This window comes from Moorena sp. (assembly GCF_982860115.1).
This window is the reverse complement of the sequence record NZ_CEYLVT010000024.1, coordinates 4,990-23,618: the sequence shown is the minus strand read 5'-3', so window position 1 is coordinate 23,618 and position 18,629 is coordinate 4,990. Positions and strand designations below refer to the sequence as shown.

Sequence of the window (18,629 nt, the reverse complement as noted above, 5' to 3'; positions counted from 1 at the left end):
TGACAAGTGAGACAAATTCAAGTAAGAGCGGTAGCATTAAAGTAACAACAACAAAAACCCAAGTTGTTGTTAGCTACCTACCTAACTGAATCAAGTGTCGAGCTAAGGTTTCCGCCAAATTGGCGTGACAAGTGAGACAAATTCAAGTAAGAGCGGTAGCATTAAAGTAACAACAACAAAGTTGTTTTTAACTACCTAACTAATTTAATTCAAGTTTCCGCCAAATTGGCTTGACAAGTGAGACAAATTGAATCAAGAGCGGTAGAATAAAACTAACAACAACCAAGTTGTTAACTAACATCAAACTAACAAACAAAAGAGCAGACCAACCATGAATATTTTTGACCTAAATCACATCGAAGTTGTTAACGAAGAAACCAATATTGTTGGTGGTCGTCGTCGTCGTCGCGGCGGTCGTCGCTTCAAGTTAGATATTGACAAGAATATTGACCTTGATATCAGGGTTGATATCGATAAGGATGTTGATTCAAGGGTAAAAGTCAAGGGCCGCCTAGCTAATGCTGAAGCTACCGCTGAATTCGTGGGTAAAGGCGACTTCCTCGTTGAAACTGATACTGACGCCTTTATCGGTCCCAGTGGCGGTAGTGCATTCTCTGTATCTGTTGTTGCAGCTGATTAATAGAACGAAGGGAAATCCTGACCCTAAGGTGTATTTAATTGCATCCAAAATCTAAGCACGGGGTGAAGCATTGATATCTATAAAATAACTTGGCGCGCCAATGCTTCCCCCTTTAATTAAGATTCAATAGACAGACTATACAAGGAATATCTGCTAGCTTCAGGACTTAGCAGGTAAATTTGGCTGTGTGAGCTTACATAAAACTTTCCTTCTTCCTCCTTTAGTTAAGTCTTTAGTTAAGGAAGGTGAGAGTCATCAGTTTAGGCATAGGTGCAAAGAGAAAAAAATAATGATAATTAAGGATCTAGATTTTGCTCAGAAATATACTCATGAAAACGGTATTTTTGGGAGTGCATCAGCCTCTGCTAATACCCTGACATTTGCTTCCAAGGATTTGGCATTAGCTGCGGCAGATGCAGATGCTAGGGGTAAGCGTTTTTCAGTAAGAACTAGGACTAATACCACACTAAATCCTAAGTTTGGGATTAGCACAGCCAGAGCAAGGGCTGACGCTATTACTAGAACTCGCAGGGGAAGTTCCCGTGCTGTGTCTGACAGTCGGTCTATATTTTTATATTCCTCAAGGTAATTTTCTGAAATCCAGCTACAGCTTAATCAAGTTAATCAAGATGTTCGGTAATAGGTAATAGGGAAGGGGTTAAGAGGCGATGGAATATGCTAAAAAAACGCTGGTCTATCGCCTAGCGCCTAGGGGATATGGGGAGATGAGAGCTATGGATTTCAGCCTTGGATTTATCACGATAAACCGAGTTTGAAAGGTCTTGTGCGTAAGTCCTGGAAATGCGAATTATCCTGATAAAATCTTCATCTGAACCCTTTATCATGTTTGGTAAGCGTAGGCTGATAGATCTCTAAATAATTACCAATCAATGAGCAGACAAGTATCCGATCAGTGGAGCAGCGTTCTAGAGACACTTTATTGGCTAAACTAATCACCATTTAATTGGCATAGTTTTTGAAGTGAGCGATTTTTGTTGATAGTTAACAGTTGAGGCTTGGTAGAGGTAAGACCTATCTGTGCAGCAGTAGAAAACTTAACGGTCAACACTCAACAGTTAACAGTCCAAAATGCAGATTCAGCAGGTGCAGCTCAAGGGTAACGCAAGGCTTATAGCCGATTAATAGCCATGTTTAATTTCAGCAGAACATTGACATTTCCTCCTCGTATAAGCCGAATTACAGAGAGGTTCACACAGAGGTTCACACAGAGGTTAAAAAAGCCGATCACACAGAGCATCACACGGAGCATCACAGATAGCGTCCCAGACAGCAGCACACAGAGCATTACAAACAGTATCACACAGAGCATTACAAACAGTATCACAGACAGCATCCGAGAGAACCGTAGTTTAATTACTAGTTCAACTGGCAGTACAAACTATTCTTCAAACTATTCTTCGAGAACCATCAGAAACAATAGCCTCACTATCAATGGCAACAATGGTAGTAGGATAGTAACTAACGACTCACAAACAAATAGCAGAAATAGCAGTTCATGGACTAATCGCTGGAGTTCAAGCAGTAGCGATCGCTTAATCAGTGGTGTTAGGGCAGGTGTAGGCTCCAACGTGATGAGCATCACTACTATTAATGGCAATAGTACACTGCGGGGTACTCAAGGCAATGATGAACTAACTGGGGGAGATGGGGATGATGTCCTGATTGGTGGCTTTGGTACGGATACAGTCACAGGGGGCAAGGGTAGCGATACATTTGTGCTGGGATTGGAAACAACTCGTCCTATCACTGACCCCTCTCTAGCTGATGTAATCACTGATTTCAATGCTGCTGAGGGTGACAAGATTGGTTTAACTGGGGGACTATCTGGGGAGGACATCCTACTAGAGGTATTTGATAGCAATGGTGATAGCACAGCTGATGGGACGTTAGTAAAGCTAGCATCCTCTCCCGATAACGGTATCCTAGCACTAGTTCAGGGAACAGTTAATGCTCAGGGTGAGACTACTCTAACCAGTGCTGATTTCATCACGACCTACGACAACACTATCATTGGTACTGAAGGGGATGACGAACTAGTCGGTGACAATAGCAACGACCAAATTCAGGGACTGCAAGGCAATGATCAGATTGCCGGAGAGGCAGGGGATGACCTCCTGAAAGGAAACCAAGGTAACGATAGTATTAATGGCAAGGATGGCAATGATATTTTACTGGGTGGAGCAGGCAATGATAGCTTAGATGGTGGCGATGGTGAAGACTTCCTGGTTGGTGGCATAGGGCTAGATAGCCTCACGGGCTGGAATGGTGGTGATACATTTGTTCTAACCCAAGAAACTAACCCGATCACTGAGCCAGGGTTAGCTGATCAAATTACTGACTTCAATCAATTTGAAGGAGATAAGATTGGTCTGACAGTCGAAGTCTTAGTAGACGATATTGTCTTAGACGTATTTGATAGCACTGGTAATGGCATTGCTGATGCCACTTTGGTGAAATTCAATAACGATATTCTAGCTGTAGTCAAAGGAACCTTAGATGGACAGGGTGCAACCACCCTAACTAATGATGATTTCATCACAGTGTCTGATGCAATTTTAGCATAATATTGATAAGTAGTAGGAATAACCTTGATAAGTAGTCGGAATCAGCCCATCCCTTACATCTGTTAATTCATCCGTTGTCCCATATATTGCCCCATTACCCCATCAGCTAACATCTGAGCAAGGAAAACCTAACCATGACTATTCTTTCTAGAGCATCCCTTGAACCACAGGAAATTACTGAGTTTCTGAAACGAGAAATCCAGCTCAAAGACGTCTCTGAAAAAATTTTGTATCAAAAAGTCATTAATCGAGCTGCTGCGGAAAGAAACTTAACTCTCACCGCCGAAGAAATTCAGGAAGAAGCCGATAAATTCCGTCACGAAAATCGCTTGGAGAAAGCTTCAGACACCCTAGCTTGGCTAGCGGATAATATGATTACTTCCGATGACTGGGAAGCCGGAATTCGCCAGCAATTGCTAGCTAAAAAGTTATCCAAGTGTCTATTTGATAAAGACGTGGAAAAGTTTTTTGGTCAAAACCGACTAGATTTTGACCAAATCTTGCTCTATCAAATTATTGTAGCTAACGAGAAACTTGCCCAAGAACTATTCTATCAAATTGAAGAAAAAGAAATTAGCTTTTATCAAGCAGCTCATATCTACGACATTGATGAGCAACGCCGACAGAAGTGCGGTTTTGAAGGGAAGCTTTACCGTTGGGATTTACGTCCAGATATAGCAGCGATTGTCTTTGGTGTACCTATTGGACAAGTAGTCAATCCGGTCAAAACTCCTCAGGGTTATCATATCTTGATGGTAGAAAGGTTTATCCCTGCTGAATTAACACCGGAAAGGTATGACGAGATTTTGGATAGACTGTTTCAGGATTGGCTCAATCGTGAACTCAACTATATGCTTCATAGTGACACTATGGTTGATAATGTTGAGAGTCAAACTGCCGAGGCGTTGGGTCAGTAGTGCCATGATTGAGGGTAATGGGTAATGGGTAAGTCAGCTAATGCGCTACGCGCATTAGTTTACCCTTTAAAGTAGGTAAACATCAATCAAAAAAGCCATGGAGGCATTAAACTATGATTCGCTCCCGGATAATCAGAAAATGGATAGTTTCACCAGATGGCAAGGTAGTAGTTCAAGCCGAAAGTAGGGCATTTCGATCTGGTGAGCAAGCAAACACCAGTCAAGAGGTTACTGTGACCAGAGAGTCGGGCAGGAGTTATAGTACAAGTTCCAGCTCTAGCGTTGCATCTTCTACGGGAAAAAAGAAGGGAGCAAGATCAGGGAAAAAATAAGGGAGCATTTTGCTCCCACTAGCGGTATTTTTGCTAACTAATCACTAATTATATCAAATCCGGTTGACTAATTGTCATATTACTGAGCTGGTAATTAATACTTGGAAGATTAGTAATTGGTAGTTTACGATTCTCCATTACCGATTACTAATTCCTAATTAGCAACAATCCAGGGAATAATTGATATGTGATTAACCGGTATTAATTATACTATTAAGTAGAATTAATCTCTTAATAGTTTTGACTTATGAGTCAAAGTTTGAGTTTTGACTCGGTATCCAATGCTCAGTAAACCTAAGAAAAGTAAGCCTAGCAAGTTTGACGATTCAGGAGCTTTAACGGTTACCTTATTGGTTTTAGCTTCGACTAAAGTCAAATAAGTGGCTGTCTCGAAAGTGCGCTCATAATAACCCTTAACATCAGCCAGAGCAAATTCCTCTGTTCCTCCAAACAACTTAGTAAAGTCGTTATAAGTAAACACATTGTCACTGTGAGCAGACACAAGGAAATCATCATCTCCTAGAGTTTCTAGGTTACCAGAGAGAGCGAAGAAGTCGATGGGAGTACTTAAGTCATCGCTGTGATATAACTCGAAAACTACAGTGCCCTCGGCAGTTGCATTTTCAGCAGGTGGATTGTCGATTAATGTGATTAGATCCAGAAAACCATTGAAATCGAACGAAAAGGTTTCCCCTGCATCGACAAAGAAGTTGTAACCGATAAGTCCAGCAAAACTTTCCGCTACACCACGGTAGTTGCTTCCTTCACCCTCAGCGGTACTCAAAGATTTATTACGAGCTCGTTTTAGTGGATCGAGTGAATCAGGAGTAAAATTTGACTCCGCGTTCGCCTCAGCAATCACATCACCCCCACTTGAAATCACAAAAGTGTCGGCTTCAGCCAGGGTAACGACTTCTAGAGGATCAGTACTAAAGTTTTTCAAGTCAAAGGATCCTTTAGACAAAGCGAAAGTAGCAGCCAGACTTGGTGCAGCAGCGAGAACGGAAGCGGTTACTGTAGCGAAGAGTGCTAATTTTTTAGCAATGGTTTTGTTCATTTTCATAGTTTGTTTGGTGTTGTGGAATAAATTTCAACCAGCGAAGTTTTTTTTATTGCCTAAATTTGCGGTTAAATTTGGGAAATTTAAGGCACAATAATTTTTCTGATACTAGTGTTGTCATTGTTGGATTCAACAGTTAGCACAGATATTTATTGGTGCCAACACAAAATCCGGAAAATGATTATAAAGAATGGTAAAAATTTTCATTTATATCATTTTTTCTCCGGAAAAAATCCCTATTTATACGTAAGCAATAAGATCAGACAATTGGTGATAGCTGGCAATGTTAGGATGCAGTTAGGGCGTTAGCTGACGACTTAATACTTACATTTATAGATTAAGAATAAGCGAAAAATTCGCTATTAATTATAAAGTCAGCGTAATTATAGGTATCGATTATTTAAAGATTTTGTGAACTTAATTTCCCGTACATAAAGGATTTATAAAAAAAATGACTACATGATTAAACTGTGCTTAAAAGCTTGGAATAGCTTGTGTTTGGTAATGGGTAATAACTAATCGTTAATCGTCAATCAACTACTAATCACTAATTCAAAATTATCAATTAACTGAAAGATGACCTGTCGGCTATAATCCTTATTTAGATTGGTTTTACCCAATTCAGTTATGCAATTTATTAACCTGATTTTTATCCAACTTTGAGGGAATAATCAGGGAGTTAGTTCTCAGTAATTGAGTTCTGATTAATTGAAACTATGCTCATGATTGTCTATATATAGTTGTTGAGCATAGTGACCTTAAACTTAAAGCTGCTGTAAAGTTAGAGCTGGTAACTATTTTGGGGTGCTTGTATTACCCCCAGACCAATTCCCGATTATCTATTACCTGATATATCTATTACCTGATAAGGGATATAAGAAGATATAATAATTAGTCAGCTGGAAATGATAATCTGATTATAGTCAGATAAATTTGTGGGTTATAGTAAACTCGGTTAATCACGTCGTTGACTCTAAAACTATCAATGAATTAAGCCAGTGGAATTGAACCGAGTTATGGAGTATTTATAGTGTTATGTTAGAAGTAAGCATAATTTAGATTCCAGCAATTCAAACATTAAAGACAACTTAACTAGGAGTCCTGTTTCTAGTTTAAAGTGTAACGATTTTAAAAATCTAATCTCTGCTAATGCCACTAACTTTGAGAACGTCAGTAAGTGTAGGACAGTAAGTCGGTAAACCAAAGGTGGTTGGATTAACGGGTTTGTGATAAATAAAATGTCGGTAATTCAAGGAAAACCGACTCCAAGGATCCATCTGAATCCGGAACAGCACAATAAAGATATTGGCAAGCCAGATAAACAATGGTATGCGAAAATAAATTTGTTTACCAAGATACTTACAAACTTCTTCTACGGCTTGGTTGACACTCAACGGCTGACAACCTAAAACCAATCTACCACTAGACATCCACTCTGCTTCTGCACTCAATGCTTGAGAGGGAGGATGATCAATCAGGTATTGCACGACCTGAGCAATATCTTGGGCGTGGATGAAGTGGAAACTGCCATCAGCTTTAAACCAACGAATCAAGTTAATCCATTTGACAATATCTGGGAGTCCCGATGACAGATGGGAGTAGGGTTTAGTTTCGTCTCCCCCCAGTACCAAGGTAGGAAAGACGGTAGTAATCTTAGGAGCGGACGCTAATTGGGATAAGCGCTTCAGACAAGTGTATTTGGAATAGATATATTCTGTTCCAAGTTCACCAGCTTCTTTCAGTAATTGGTTATTCCTATCGAGTACGCTAGCAGTAGAGAAATAAATTACTTGCTCACAAACAGTAGGGTCAAGCAAGTTGATTAACTGGATAGTTTTGGCAACGTTAATATCAAATGTTTCCTGTTGACCTCCCCAAGCGGTTGCTGCCAAAATTGCCGCATCCATGGTCTTGAGCAAGTCACGAAAGTCTTCAATCTGCCGCAGGTCACCTTTTAGGATGGTAATGCCCGCACGCCCCTTGTCGCCAAATTTCAAGTCGTCAAACTTTAATTTGTCAGGGTTTCTGACTAACAAATACAACTCATGGTCAGTTTCGAGACTTAAGGCTTCAGTGATGTAGTGACCAATGCAGCCACTAGCACCAGTGATAAAAATCCGCTTGGAGGTCATGGGATTTTGGATTTTAAATTTAATTATGTACTCCCGATCCTGACCTAACACAAACAGACAACGAGGTCAACTACTTCTAGGGGTACAAGAAGGTTTTGATCGAGTGAAGAACACTTGCGTGATTGTTGTAGTGATGCATCTTGAAGGATTCTATCCTTAGTCGTCTAATCAAGTATCTGCACTCTCAAGATAGTTGCATAAGGTTGTTAATCTCATCCCCTTCAAGGGGATGAGACTGAAGCGAGGATTCCATTTAGTGGAGGGGCTACGTGGACAAGTAAACGTCTGCACCTTGAAAGCCCGGTCCAACTCTGACCGAAGGATACCCTAGGGAGGACTAGCGCTCCCCGAACCTATGACTACTAGAGGGAGAAAATGCTACAGAATCTAGTTATCGATTCTCTACTCTCTCTTGTGTTATCTACTATTATGCATGAACAGCCATTAATTGATCTGCCTGTTTGGCAGTTTCAAAGAAGAATCTAACGTTATCTTCTGGAGTGCCGGGTAAAACACCATGACCGAGATTTAAGATATGACCTTCGTGGCCAGCTTTGCGAATAGTATCGACAATGCGATCGCGGATAAAAGCTTGTGACCCAAAGAGCACTCCTGGGTCGATATTGCCCTGAACTTTCATATCAGGACCCAATCTTGCTCTAGCTTCTGCCATGTCTACGGTCCAGTCTACGCTGACCATATCAACCCCCGACTGTCCCATCCGTTCAAGCACTCCAGCGCTACCACTGATATAGAGAATGAAGGGGGTATCTGGGTGAGTGGCTTTAACCTGCTGTACTACTCGCTGCTGATAGGGTAAGGCAAAGGTTTCGTAGTCTTGGGGACTCAGTTCACCTGCCCAAGAGTCAAACATTTGTATTACCTGAGCACCGCTATTGATTTGGTAACGGACATAGATAGCGATCGCATCAGCTAGCTTACCCAAGAATTGGTGTAGCATAGCTGGTTGTGAGAACGCCATCCCTTTAATAATGGAGTAATTTTTAGAACTTTTACCCTCAATGGCATAAGCGCCCAAAGTCCAGGGAGCACCGACAAAGCCCAGCACTGCTGCGTCATTGCCCACTTCGTCCCGTAGCGCCTTCAAAATTTTCCGGATAAACCCAAATTTCTCTAAATCCAACAGATGTAGCTGGTCAATTTGTTCCTGGGTACGAATCGGTTGGTTAATGATTGGCCCTTTACTTTCGACAATATCAAAATCGATACCAATCCCTGGCAATGGAGTTAGAATATCAGAGAACAAAATCACTCCATCTGGTCTAAACGCTTTCCAGGGTTGTAGAGAAATCTCGATCGCGATGTCTGGATTTTCCGAGCGCTCGCGAAAACTCGGATACTTATCCCGTAAATCGCGATAAACCTTCATATAACGACCTGCCTGTCGCATCATCCACACAGGGGGGCGCTCTAACTTCTCACCACGAGCCGCCCTCAACAAATAAGGAACCTCGGTTGACCCAGCCATATGGCATCTATCCTATTATACTTTTTTAAGTGTATTTGTCAGCTTATCATGCTGGTATTCCCTTTACTCTCCTGATTTGAGAAGATGAAAAAAGTGTTAATAATAAGTTACATTTTAAGACAGTGCCTTCCTTAAAAGGTGATGGAAACAAACGGAATAACAAGCTTTCCAGCTTGGCCAATAGGCCACGCTACGCGAACAACCTGCTAACCTGCTAACCTGCTAACCTTCAACCTGCTAACCTTCAACCTGCTAACCTTCAACCTGCTAACCTGCTAACCTGCTAACCTGCCAACCTGCTAACCTGCTAACCTCCAACCAAACTCAAGGTCCCGGCCTCAGCATCTAGTTCAACCAGCTGTCCGACAGGAAGGGCAGCGTTAACCCCATCGTGACCGAAAGGCAAGTCAGAAACAACCGGTATACCGAGATCCCAAATGCGATCGCGCAACACTTCCTCCACAGTCCAGCTAGGAACATCCTTGGGAGGAGCACAACGGCTAAACCGCCCTAACGCAATACCTTTCACCCCGGCCATTGCACCACTCATGCGCCACTGAGTCAACATCCGGTCAATGCGGTAGGGAGCCTCGGTGACATCTTCTAGAGCAAGAATAACTCCTGATAAGGAAGGTTGTAGGGGTGTACCGAGCAGATGAGTAGCGACCGTAAGATTAGCCGGTAGCAACACACCAGAAACTTTACTACCTCCCCAACCAACCCCTTTCAAGGGAGGTATGGGTCGTCCTTCCACCCAATCAAACAATCGATTGAGTGACCATTCCGGTTCACCAGCAATAGTAGTCAATAACGGACCATGAACACCGGAAACCCCAATTTCAGCAAGACTCCACAGTAAAGCAGTAATATCCGAAAAACCAATCAACCACTTCAAAGCAGAGGTTACAGGTTGGTTTGTTGAAGGTTGCAGGTTGGTCGAGGTTACAGTTTGTTCGCGTAGCGTGGCCTTTTGGCCAAGGTTATCTGGTTCCAAGTTGTCTTGAGAACCTTCAACCTTCAACTTGCCAACCTTCAACTCTTCTGGCCATGTCCAGTCTTCCAGAAGTCTAGCGCTACCATAACCTCCTCTAGCACAGAGAATTCCCCGACATTGGGGGTCAAGACAGGCTTCGAGCAACTGTTGGCGTCGCTGACTATCAGTCCCAGCTAGGTAACCTTCCCTAGCGTTCCAGTTCTGTGGTAATTGGACATGGTAGCCACGGGATCGCCAAATCTCAATCCCCTGATTGAAAGCATCAACCTCACGCAAGGTTCCACTTGGAACAATTACCCGCAATACATCTGGCGGTTTTAATGGTGGTGGTAGCTGGCATACAGAAAAACCAGCCCTCATCTGTTGCACAGACAGTTGATTCACGCGCTCCCTAATTCGGTATTAGCTCTTAAGTCATGCCTTGATTTTAAACCCTTGAATCAATGTCACGAATAGCCCAGGGTTAAATGCTTACCAACCAGATTGAATGAAACCCAACATTCCCCAACTTTGCGAAGCAGGTGGGGGTGAGGGGTCTTGGGGCTAGTCTGCATTCCCTTGGGCTTCCATGTACTCCTTCAGCTTGTCGAGACTGGCTCCCCCAGCTGATACAGCACAGTAACCACGCTTCCAAAAAACAGGCTTCCAATAGAACTGCTTCAGATATTCTGCAAACTCTTTCCGGATCTCTCGACTGGTGATGGTTTTCAGTGCCATTGCTAGCTCAGATTCGGAAATATTCGGATGTTTGTCTATTAAAAGGTGAATATGGTCACGCTTGCCTAAGTCAGTCTGGCAATCCATTAGGATGCAACCACGCTTAAGACACATTTTGGCGATGATTTCACGAATACGTTTCAACATATCATCCATGATGCAAGCATGGCGATATTTCGTGACAAAAACCATATGCACACTCAATGCTGTGACACTGTGAGCATGGCGGTTTAACTGTCTAGCCATGGGTTAACGACATATGCTAATATTAGTCATTATGGCACAGAAAAAACGACGAAAGGATTTAATTAGGACGGACAAATGGCAGTTAAAGCCATCTCAGCTACAACGTCAACTTCTAAGGCTGACAGTTCAAGAGTTCCGTTCTATTTGTCGTGGGTTGATTAGCGTCGTGTTTACCCATTGGCCTGAACTGGGTGGTCTTTCCAGCAAGCAAAGAATTCCAGCGGTTGAGCGGTTGATGCACAAGACACGTCAGAATCAATATCCTAAGTACGAGTACTTCATTCGTCGTTTCTATAAGTTCCCTTCCTACTACCGGAGGTCTGCTATCAGTTTTGCCATTGGTCAAGTTTCCTCATTTGTCACCCGTTATATGGAGTGGCAATCAGGAATCAGAAAGCGCAGAGACGCTAAACCACCACGGCTAAACGCTGATTGTGGCTGTTACCCGGCCCTGTACCAAGGTCAGTGCATCTTGTTTGGTGCTGCTATGGATACCGCAAAGATTAAGGTTTTCACTGGCGCAGACTGGGTATGGACGCTCGTTCCGGTAGAAATCGAACCTGGATACAAACGTCATTTGCTTGATACCAATGAGAAGCTGTCACCCTATCTCATCGTCAACGAGAAAAAGTGTCACCTCTCAGTCCCGTTCAGATGCAATCCAGATGACAGGCAGGAAACTAATAGAGTCGTATCAGTTGATCTTGGCATCAATACCACTGCTGTTGCTTCAGTTGTTACCTCAGATGGCACTGTTCTAGCTAGGCGCTTCATTCACCCTGGTAGAGACATAGACCGCAGAGATAAACGACTCAAGCGAATCAGCAAAAAAGCCAGTCTGAGCAATGGGAAGTTGCATAAAGGTTTTTGTCGGGGCAACTACCGCAAGGCTAGCAACATCAATACCCAGATTGCTCACTCTGTCTCTAGAGAACTGGTGGACTTTGCGGAAGCGTGGGGAGCCAAATTTATTGTGTTTGAGCTTCTCTTAGGCTGGAAACCTAGAGGCGGACGGAAACGTTCTAACCTGCGCCAACGCTTCCATGGATGGCTTCACAGGGCTATTGCAACCTGGACTGAAGCCAAGTGGAATGAACTAGGCGGTACGGTTAAATACGTCAATCCTAGGGGCACTTCCAGCAATGCCTATGATGGTTCGGGTTCGGTCAGACGCGATTCTAAAAACTATGGTCTGTGTACATTCCCAACTGGGAAACGATACAACACAGATTTGCAGGCAACTTACAACATTGCTGCAAAGTATTGGTTCTATGAGCTTGTCCATAAAAAGGGTGAGGCTAAACGTGGCAAAAGAACCCGTTTAGCGCCTAGAAGTCGGGCTGTTACGCTTTCTACACTCTGGAACACTCCTAGTTCTAGTGTAGTGGGTTTTGACACCCCCAGTTATCCGTAGGATGCTGGGGTAGACTTCATCTAAAATCCCCAACAGCGCTATCCTAGTAGGATGTGTAGCTAAGATGTATAGTATATCAAAAGTCTGGCGACCTAGTAAAGTAACCATAATAACAAAACCATCACAATTGACAATTGACGTATGTTTGATGCTCTCGCCGAACGCTTAGAAGATGCTTGGAAAAAACTACGGGGTCAGGACAAGATCTCTAGTTCTAACATCCAAGACGCCCTAAAAGAAGTGCGTCGCGCCCTCTTATCGGCAGACGTCAACCTACAAGTAGTTAAAGATTTCGTTGCTGGAGTAGAAGCCAAAGCACAAGGCAGTGAAGTCATATCAGGTGTTCGCCCTGACCAGCAGTTCATCAAAATAGTCTACGACGAACTGGTGCAAGTGATGGGGGAAACCAATGTTCCCCTAGCCCAAGCAGACACCCCACCAACCGTTGTGCTAATGGCTGGTCTACAAGGTACTGGTAAAACTACCGCCAGTGCCAAACTCGCTTTACATCTGCGTAAGCAAGAACGTAGCTGTCTGCTAGTGGCTACAGACGTGTATCGACCCGCAGCCATTGATCAATTAGTAACCCTCGGTCAACAAATTGATGTACCGGTGTTTGAGTTAGGTACAGAAGCTGACCCAGTAGACATTGCTCGTCAAGGGGTAGAACAGGCAAAAGCAATGGCTATCGATACGGTAATTATCGATACAGCGGGACGACTGCAAATCGACCAAGAGATGATGGGAGAACTCTCCCGCATCAAAGAAACCGTCCAACCCCACGATACCCTACTAGTGGTAGATGCCATGACTGGTCAGGAAGCAGCAACCCTGACCCGCACCTTCCATGAGCAAATCGGCATTACTGGGGCAATTCTCTCCAAACTTGATGGGGATAGTCGTGGTGGTGCTGCCCTTTCAGTCAGGCAAATTTCAGGTCAGCCGATTAAATTTGTTGGGGTTGGGGAAAAGGTCGAGGCACTACAACCATTTTATCCTGACCGCATGGCATCCCGGATTCTGGGTATGGGGGATGTACTGACCTTGGTTGAGAAAGCCCAGGAAGAGATTGACATCGCTGATGCTGAACAGATGCAACAGAAAATGCTGGAAGCAAAATTTGACTTCAGCGATTTCTTGAAGCAGATGCGCCTGTTAAAGAACATGGGCTCCCTTGGTGGCTTGATGAAACTGGTTCCAGGCATGGGCAAACTCAGTTCTTCTCAACTTCAACAAGGGGAAACCAAGCTCAAGCAGTCCGAAGCTATGATTAGCTCCATGACCTCCGAGGAGCGTCGTAACCCAGATTTATTAGCTAGCTCTCCGAGCCGCCGCCGCCGCATTGCCCAAGGTTCTGGTCATACGGAAAAAGACGTCAGGGGTCTGGTGAGTGAATTTACCAGAATGCGATCGCTCATGCAGCAAATGGGTCAAGGTCAGATGCCAGCCATGGGAGGGTTAGGTGGTATGTTAGGTGGTATGGGGGGTGGAAATTCTCGTAATCTACCTGGTTGGCGTGGTAGTGGCTCTGGCAAGAAAAAGAAAAAAGGTAAGAAGAAGAAGGGATTTGGGGAATTATAGTAGAAAGTTAGTCAATAGAAGGTTAGCCAGTAGAAGGTATGCCAATAGAAGGTTAGAAGGTTGAAGGTTAGAAAGTTGAAGGTTACGCTGAAGGTTAGCCTGTTGTTCGCCTTTGGCGTTCGGTGTAGGGTAGGTTAGCTCCTAGAAGGTATGCCTGAAGGTTAGCCTGTTGTTCGCCTTTGGCCTTTCCGTAGGGTAGCTTAGCTCCTGGTGACGCAGTAGAAGATTAGCCAGTAGAAGGTATGCCTGAAGGTTAGCCCATTCCCATCAGGGGTGGGGTGTCGGGTAGCTGAGAAGATTCTGAACAGGTAGCGGCTTGCCTGCTGAGTCAGTTAAAATCTTCACCATTCAACCTGTTCACTTTCAAACCCCCAAAGATCGCTTAAAATCAAACAGGTGAATTAATTAGGTACAATGATCAAAATCAGATTAAAACGATTCGGCAAAAAGCGTGAAGTAAGCTATCGAATAGTGGCAATTCCCAGCAATGCACGCCGTGATGGGCGTCCTCTAGAAGAACTGGGATTCTATAATCCAAGAAATGATGAAACGAGGCTGAATGTACCAGCAATAGTGAAGTGGCTCAAAAATGGAGCTCAGCCAACACAAACCGTGCGTAATATCTTGCAAAAAGCTAATGTTTTTGAACAAATCCGTACCTGAAATCCTATCTGCTTCTGTTAGAGATGATGACCCAGATTATTCAGCACTGGTGAGATTTTTAATCGAGCCGTTCTTGGAATCACCAGACTCCCTCAGCGTAGACTGTGAGAAATCAAATGGGAAAGAGCGTGTCTGGATTCGACTAGCTTTTAATGGAGAGGATAAAGGGCGAGTTTTCGGTCGGGGTGGTCGCAATATTCAAGCGATTCGGACAGTAATTAAAGCAGCAGCCCAAGCTGCTGGCCAAACTGTTTATTTGGATATCTATGAAGGCTCAGGCTCAGGTAGTAGCCCTCGTCGAGACAATGGCCCTAGTCGTAGAACCATTGTCAGAAGAAATTTACCTCGCCGAGTTTCCAGACCTAGAGTAACTCCAAGATTTCGCTCCTAGTTCTCTATTGCAATAGTTTTGAAGGTTTGGGTAATGAGAGGACAATGGAGAAAAGGGAGTAAAAAACATCCTGCTGCTGTACCTCTCATTACCAATGGCAGGAAACACTGATCAAACACTATCAAACACTATTGACAACTCCCCATCGCTAACCCTAGGAAATTAGGACAGGTTCGTTAAGCAGACAGCAAGCCTTTAGTTGATAAACCTTGAGTGAAGTATCCAAAACAATTGAGCTACCCAGCCCAGAAAGTGCAATCGCCTTGGTGGGAGACCAGGAAGAAAACCTCAAAACCCTATCACGGCAAACCGGTGCGCATCTGGTGCTGCGAGGGCAAGAGTTATTGATTTCTGGCACCGAGAAACAGGTCGAGCGGGTATCATCCCTAGTGCGATCGCTTAAAATTTATTGGATCGAAGGTAAAAGGATTACAGGAGTAGACATCCAAACTGCAATTCATGCCTTAGATACTAAGCGACAGGATGAATTACAAGATTTACATCAAGATGTGCTAGCTCATACTCGCCGGGGTGAGGTGATCCGAGCTAAAACCTTCCGGCAACGGCAGTATATCAAAGCTGTACTAACCCATGACCTCACCTTCTGTGTGGGACCAGCAGGCACTGGCAAAACCTTCCTAGCTGTGGTAATCGCGGCTCAGGCGTTACTAAATAATCAATATGAACGACTGATTCTGACACGACCAGCGGTAGAAGCTGGTGAAAAACTTGGCTTTTTACCGGGAGACTTGCAGCAGAAAATTAATCCCTATTTGCGCCCCCTCTATGATGCTCTCCATGAACTGATTGATACAGAGAAGACTGCCAATTTAATGGAACGGGGCATTATTGAAGTGGCTCCCCTAGCGTATATGCGAGGTCGCACCCTCAATAATGCCTTCGTGATTATTGATGAAGCTCAGAACACCACACCAGCCCAGATGAAAATGGTTTTGACTCGTTTGGGTTCACGTTCTCGGATGGTAGTGACTGGTGATCTCACCCAGACCGATTTATCTAGCAACCAACCCTCAGGATTAGCGGTAACCCTAAAAATTTTAAGATCTGTAGAAGGCATTGCTTTCTGCGAACTCACCAATAAGGATGTTGTCCGTAATGCCCTCGTTCAGAGGATTGTTACTGCTTATCAAAACTATGAAAAGTGAAGAATTGGTATTCACTACGGATCCCCAACCAGAGTGAAAGCAGCCCAATAGTAGGGATGAGAAAAGCTTTGTTTTCCTGGTCCTGACAATTCTGGCGGTAACGAGATGTTCTTGCCCGAGCCATATAACTGATTATTCTCGATACGCACATTGCCTTGAATCATCGCTAACTGTGCCTGTCGTAAGGCTTCGCTTTTACTGGATGTCTTTCTCAACTGACGGTAAAACTCAGTAGTCAGCCCCAGAGCACCTTGATCACTGACATACCAAAGGGTTGCCAAAGTCGAGTCAACTCCTGCCTGAAAGGCTGACCCAGCAAAACCCAACTCTGCTTCTCGATTGCCCAAAGCAGTTCGACAAGCACTGAGTACCAACAATTCTACCGATGGCTCATAAAGCAGATTTTCCATTTCATACAGCCTTAGTTTGCGGTTCCACATCTGAATGTAGGAATCGTTAGGAGTTCCCGAGTTGAACTCTGCATGGGTGGCTAGGTGAATGATGCCATATTGCTGCTGTTCTCGTTGAGCCCTTAAATTGTCCAGAGTAAAGGCTTCGTTGAGAAAAGAGCGACCTTTCCACAGTTTTTCAGTGATGGTGGTTAACTCCACTTCTACCCCAGGCAAAGGCTGTTGATAAGGAAATTTCGATGCTCCCATTGCCAGAACCTGGAAGGGTCTCACATCTGTGTGACGAGAATAGGTTAAGCTCAGACTAGGCACCAAGTTAACACCATATTTCTCAACCAGATATTCTTGCCCATCGTAGATAGCTGCTATAGGTAGGGAACGCAAACCCTCATCCATAGCAAATATTAGGCTCTGAATCTTGCGGTCATTTAATTCCTTCTCCAAGGGCGCTATGATCCATCGATAAAGTTGCTCAGCTGGGTAATGGTGGTCTTTGGCATCCAAGCTGTTGGGATTGCTAAGCGATCGCTGAAATGTATTGGTCACAGCTAGGACTTGATTGCGACTGGCACCATTGATTCGCCGCACAATTGGATTACCTTCAGCTGTGATCACCAAAAGTTCCAGCTGGTCGTTTGCTTGTGGTAAGCAACGCTCTGGTGCTTGAGGCACCTCAGAGAGTCGGTAACCAAACCGTCGGTCGATTTTGGAAACAGGGATTGAAGGAGTTTGACATCGAGTGCCTGGTAATGTGCTGGAGTTTTCGACAAAACTGACGTAAATCACTGCAGTCTTTAGCCCTGTCTCCCTCTCAAGCTCCCGAGTCCGATTGCGGACATCATTCTGAGTGTTGATTTTCGTCTTGAACGGTCGCTGAAAGTGTGACTCATATTCTTTGGTGAAGGCTTCTTCAATCAAATAAACTGGGTCACTTTCAGGTGAAACTTCTTCAGTTGTGGAATTTGATTGAGATGACGCAGTAGGGGTTCCAGGTTCTGAACTACCAGAGTCTGAGCTACTAGGGTCTGAGCTAGAGGACTCTTGGGTGTCACTTATAGTCTCGTCAGAGGGGGAAACGACACGCTGGTCGCCACTGTCTCCATCGTTGGGCTCAGTTCTGTCAGGGGGTGTGTCATTAGGAGGCTCGGGTTTAGGAGGGTCTGTTATTATGATAGGGTCTGTTACGATAGGGCCTGGATCGTCCTTGTTAGGATCTGGCTCAGGATCTGGTTCAGGATCTGGCTCAGGATCTGGCTCAGGGTTCGGCTCAGGGTTCGGTTTAGGTTCAGGGGAACGGCTAAAAATAAACTTACCTGGCTTGCCTCCACCGGAAGCATCTAAAACTTCCTGGATTTTATTTTTTATGTTTTCTTGCTGCTCTGAGGTGAACTCTTCCTGACTAACAAACTCTATATCACCAGCATTACCACCATCCCGAGCAGAAGTGTTGATCTGCAACTGATCAGAATCGATATTATCTACGATATTCTGTAAATTTGGAACCTGAAAGGTTACTTTCCCAGCATTACCACCCCCTGAAACCTCGGTGATGATCTCGAGTTCTTCTACCTCTATCTTAATAGAGCCATTTTTAGTTTCCAAAAATACATTACCCGAATTATTACCATTTCTTTCTGTGGTTCTTATTTGGGTAAAAGTTAAACCATCACTATTGCGAAAAATAATGTCACCTTGAGCCGATAAGATCACAGGACCAGCATTATTATTTTCAATTCCAGGAGCATTATTACCACGACCATTATTTGGATTACTGGTGTTGATCTTACCAATAGTGATACTGCCTGATGAAGCATCTCCAGAATTGTCGGTAACTTGAGATGAAGCATCTCCAGAATTGTCGGTAACTTGAGATGAAGCATCTCCAGAATTGT

Annotated in this window: 17 protein-coding genes; 10 read left to right on the top strand and 7 right to left on the bottom strand. The window is 44.0% G+C overall.

Features of this window, described 5'->3' with window-relative positions; translation table 11 throughout:
* Nucleotides 1-331: 331 nt before the first annotated feature.
* The gene (locus tag AC4II3_RS06725; RefSeq protein ID WP_488007923.1) at nt 332-640 is read left to right on the top strand and encodes a hypothetical protein; all 309 of its coding nucleotides are present in this window, start codon (nt 332-334) and stop codon (nt 638-640) included.
* Between the two features lie 289 nt (nt 641-929).
* Nucleotides 930-1,229: a hypothetical protein gene (locus AC4II3_RS06720; RefSeq protein WP_488007925.1), complete on the top strand. Its 300-nt coding sequence runs from the start codon at nt 930-932 to the stop codon at nt 1,227-1,229.
* Between the two features lie 822 nt (nt 1,230-2,051).
* Here the strand turns inward: AC4II3_RS06720 and AC4II3_RS06715 are convergent.
* Nucleotides 2,052-2,240, bottom strand: a complete 189-nt coding sequence (locus tag AC4II3_RS06715) for a hypothetical protein (protein ID WP_488007927.1) — start codon at nt 2,238-2,240, stop codon at nt 2,052-2,054.
* On the opposite strand from AC4II3_RS06715, the gene AC4II3_RS06710 reads away from it, so the two are divergent.
* From AC4II3_RS06710 to AC4II3_RS06700, 3 genes are all read left to right on the top strand, one after another.
* Nucleotides 2,233-3,225 carry a calcium-binding protein gene (locus AC4II3_RS06710; RefSeq protein WP_488007929.1) on the top strand — a complete coding sequence of 331 codons (993 nt, stop codon included), beginning with the start codon at nt 2,233-2,235 and terminating at the stop codon, nt 3,223-3,225. The two genes, AC4II3_RS06715 and AC4II3_RS06710, sit on opposite strands and share 8 nt — an antisense overlap.
* A 134-nt stretch (nt 3,226-3,359) precedes the next feature.
* Nucleotides 3,360-4,142, top strand: a complete 783-nt coding sequence (locus AC4II3_RS06705) for a peptidylprolyl isomerase (protein ID WP_488007931.1) — start codon at nt 3,360-3,362, stop codon at nt 4,140-4,142.
* Between the two features lie 113 nt (nt 4,143-4,255).
* Nucleotides 4,256-4,474, top strand: a complete 219-nt coding sequence (locus AC4II3_RS06700) for a hypothetical protein (RefSeq protein ID WP_488007933.1) — start codon at nt 4,256-4,258, stop codon at nt 4,472-4,474.
* A gap of 223 nt (nt 4,475-4,697) precedes the next feature.
* Here AC4II3_RS06700 and AC4II3_RS06695 read toward each other — a convergent pair whose 3' ends face one another.
* The 5 genes from AC4II3_RS06695 to tnpA all read right to left on the bottom strand — a co-directional run bounded on the left by AC4II3_RS06695 (nt 4,698) and on the right by tnpA (nt 11,112).
* Nucleotides 4,698-5,537, bottom strand: a complete 840-nt coding sequence (locus tag AC4II3_RS06695) for a hypothetical protein (protein ID WP_488007935.1) — start codon at nt 5,535-5,537, stop codon at nt 4,698-4,700.
* A 1,133-nt stretch (nt 5,538-6,670) separates the two neighbouring features.
* Nucleotides 6,671-7,666: an NAD-dependent epimerase/dehydratase family protein gene (locus AC4II3_RS06690; RefSeq protein WP_488007937.1), complete on the bottom strand. Its 996-nt coding sequence runs from the start codon at nt 7,664-7,666 to the stop codon at nt 6,671-6,673.
* 427 nt (nt 7,667-8,093) lie between these two features.
* Complete coding sequence (gene hemE / locus AC4II3_RS06685; RefSeq protein WP_488007939.1) at nt 8,094-9,155, bottom strand: uroporphyrinogen decarboxylase; 1,062 nt, start codon at nt 9,153-9,155, stop codon at nt 8,094-8,096.
* 307 nt (nt 9,156-9,462) lie between these two features.
* Nucleotides 9,463-10,509: a S66 peptidase family protein gene (locus AC4II3_RS06680; RefSeq protein WP_488007954.1), complete on the bottom strand. Its 1,047-nt coding sequence runs from the start codon at nt 10,507-10,509 to the stop codon at nt 9,463-9,465.
* A 183-nt stretch (nt 10,510-10,692) separates the two neighbouring features.
* Entirely contained in the window at nt 10,693-11,112 is a 420-nt protein-coding gene (tnpA, locus tag AC4II3_RS06675; protein WP_488007941.1) for an IS200/IS605 family transposase, read from the bottom strand.
* Between the two features lie 31 nt (nt 11,113-11,143).
* Here tnpA and AC4II3_RS06670 point away from each other — a divergent pair, with 31 nt between their 5' ends.
* The 5 genes from AC4II3_RS06670 to AC4II3_RS06650 all read left to right on the top strand — a co-directional run bounded on the left by AC4II3_RS06670 (nt 11,144) and on the right by AC4II3_RS06650 (nt 16,327).
* Nucleotides 11,144-12,526, top strand: a complete 1,383-nt coding sequence (locus tag AC4II3_RS06670; RefSeq protein ID WP_488007943.1) for an IS200/IS605 family accessory protein TnpB-related protein — start codon at nt 11,144-11,146, stop codon at nt 12,524-12,526.
* 141 nt (nt 12,527-12,667) lie between these two features.
* On the top strand, nt 12,668-14,107 hold the full coding sequence (gene ffh / locus AC4II3_RS06665; protein ID WP_488007945.1) for a signal recognition particle protein: 1,440 nt from the start codon (nt 12,668-12,670) through the stop codon (nt 14,105-14,107).
* Between the two features lie 414 nt (nt 14,108-14,521).
* Entirely contained in the window at nt 14,522-14,770 is a 249-nt protein-coding gene (gene rpsP, locus AC4II3_RS06660; protein WP_070390611.1) for a 30S ribosomal protein S16, read from the top strand.
* Nucleotides 14,745-15,161 (top strand): KH domain-containing protein, encoded by a 417-nt coding sequence (locus AC4II3_RS06655; RefSeq protein ID WP_293077631.1) that lies wholly within the window; start codon nt 14,745-14,747, stop codon nt 15,159-15,161. The genes rpsP and AC4II3_RS06655 overlap by 26 nt, the downstream gene beginning before the upstream one ends.
* 209 nt (nt 15,162-15,370) lie before the next feature.
* Nucleotides 15,371-16,327 (top strand): PhoH family protein, encoded by a 957-nt coding sequence (locus tag AC4II3_RS06650; RefSeq protein WP_488007948.1) that lies wholly within the window; start codon nt 15,371-15,373, stop codon nt 16,325-16,327.
* A gap of 14 nt (nt 16,328-16,341) precedes the next feature.
* Here AC4II3_RS06650 and AC4II3_RS06645 read toward each other — a convergent pair.
* Nucleotides 16,342-18,629: CHAT domain-containing protein (locus tag AC4II3_RS06645; RefSeq protein ID WP_490722793.1), on the bottom strand; the 2,288-nt coding region annotated here is incomplete at its 5' end.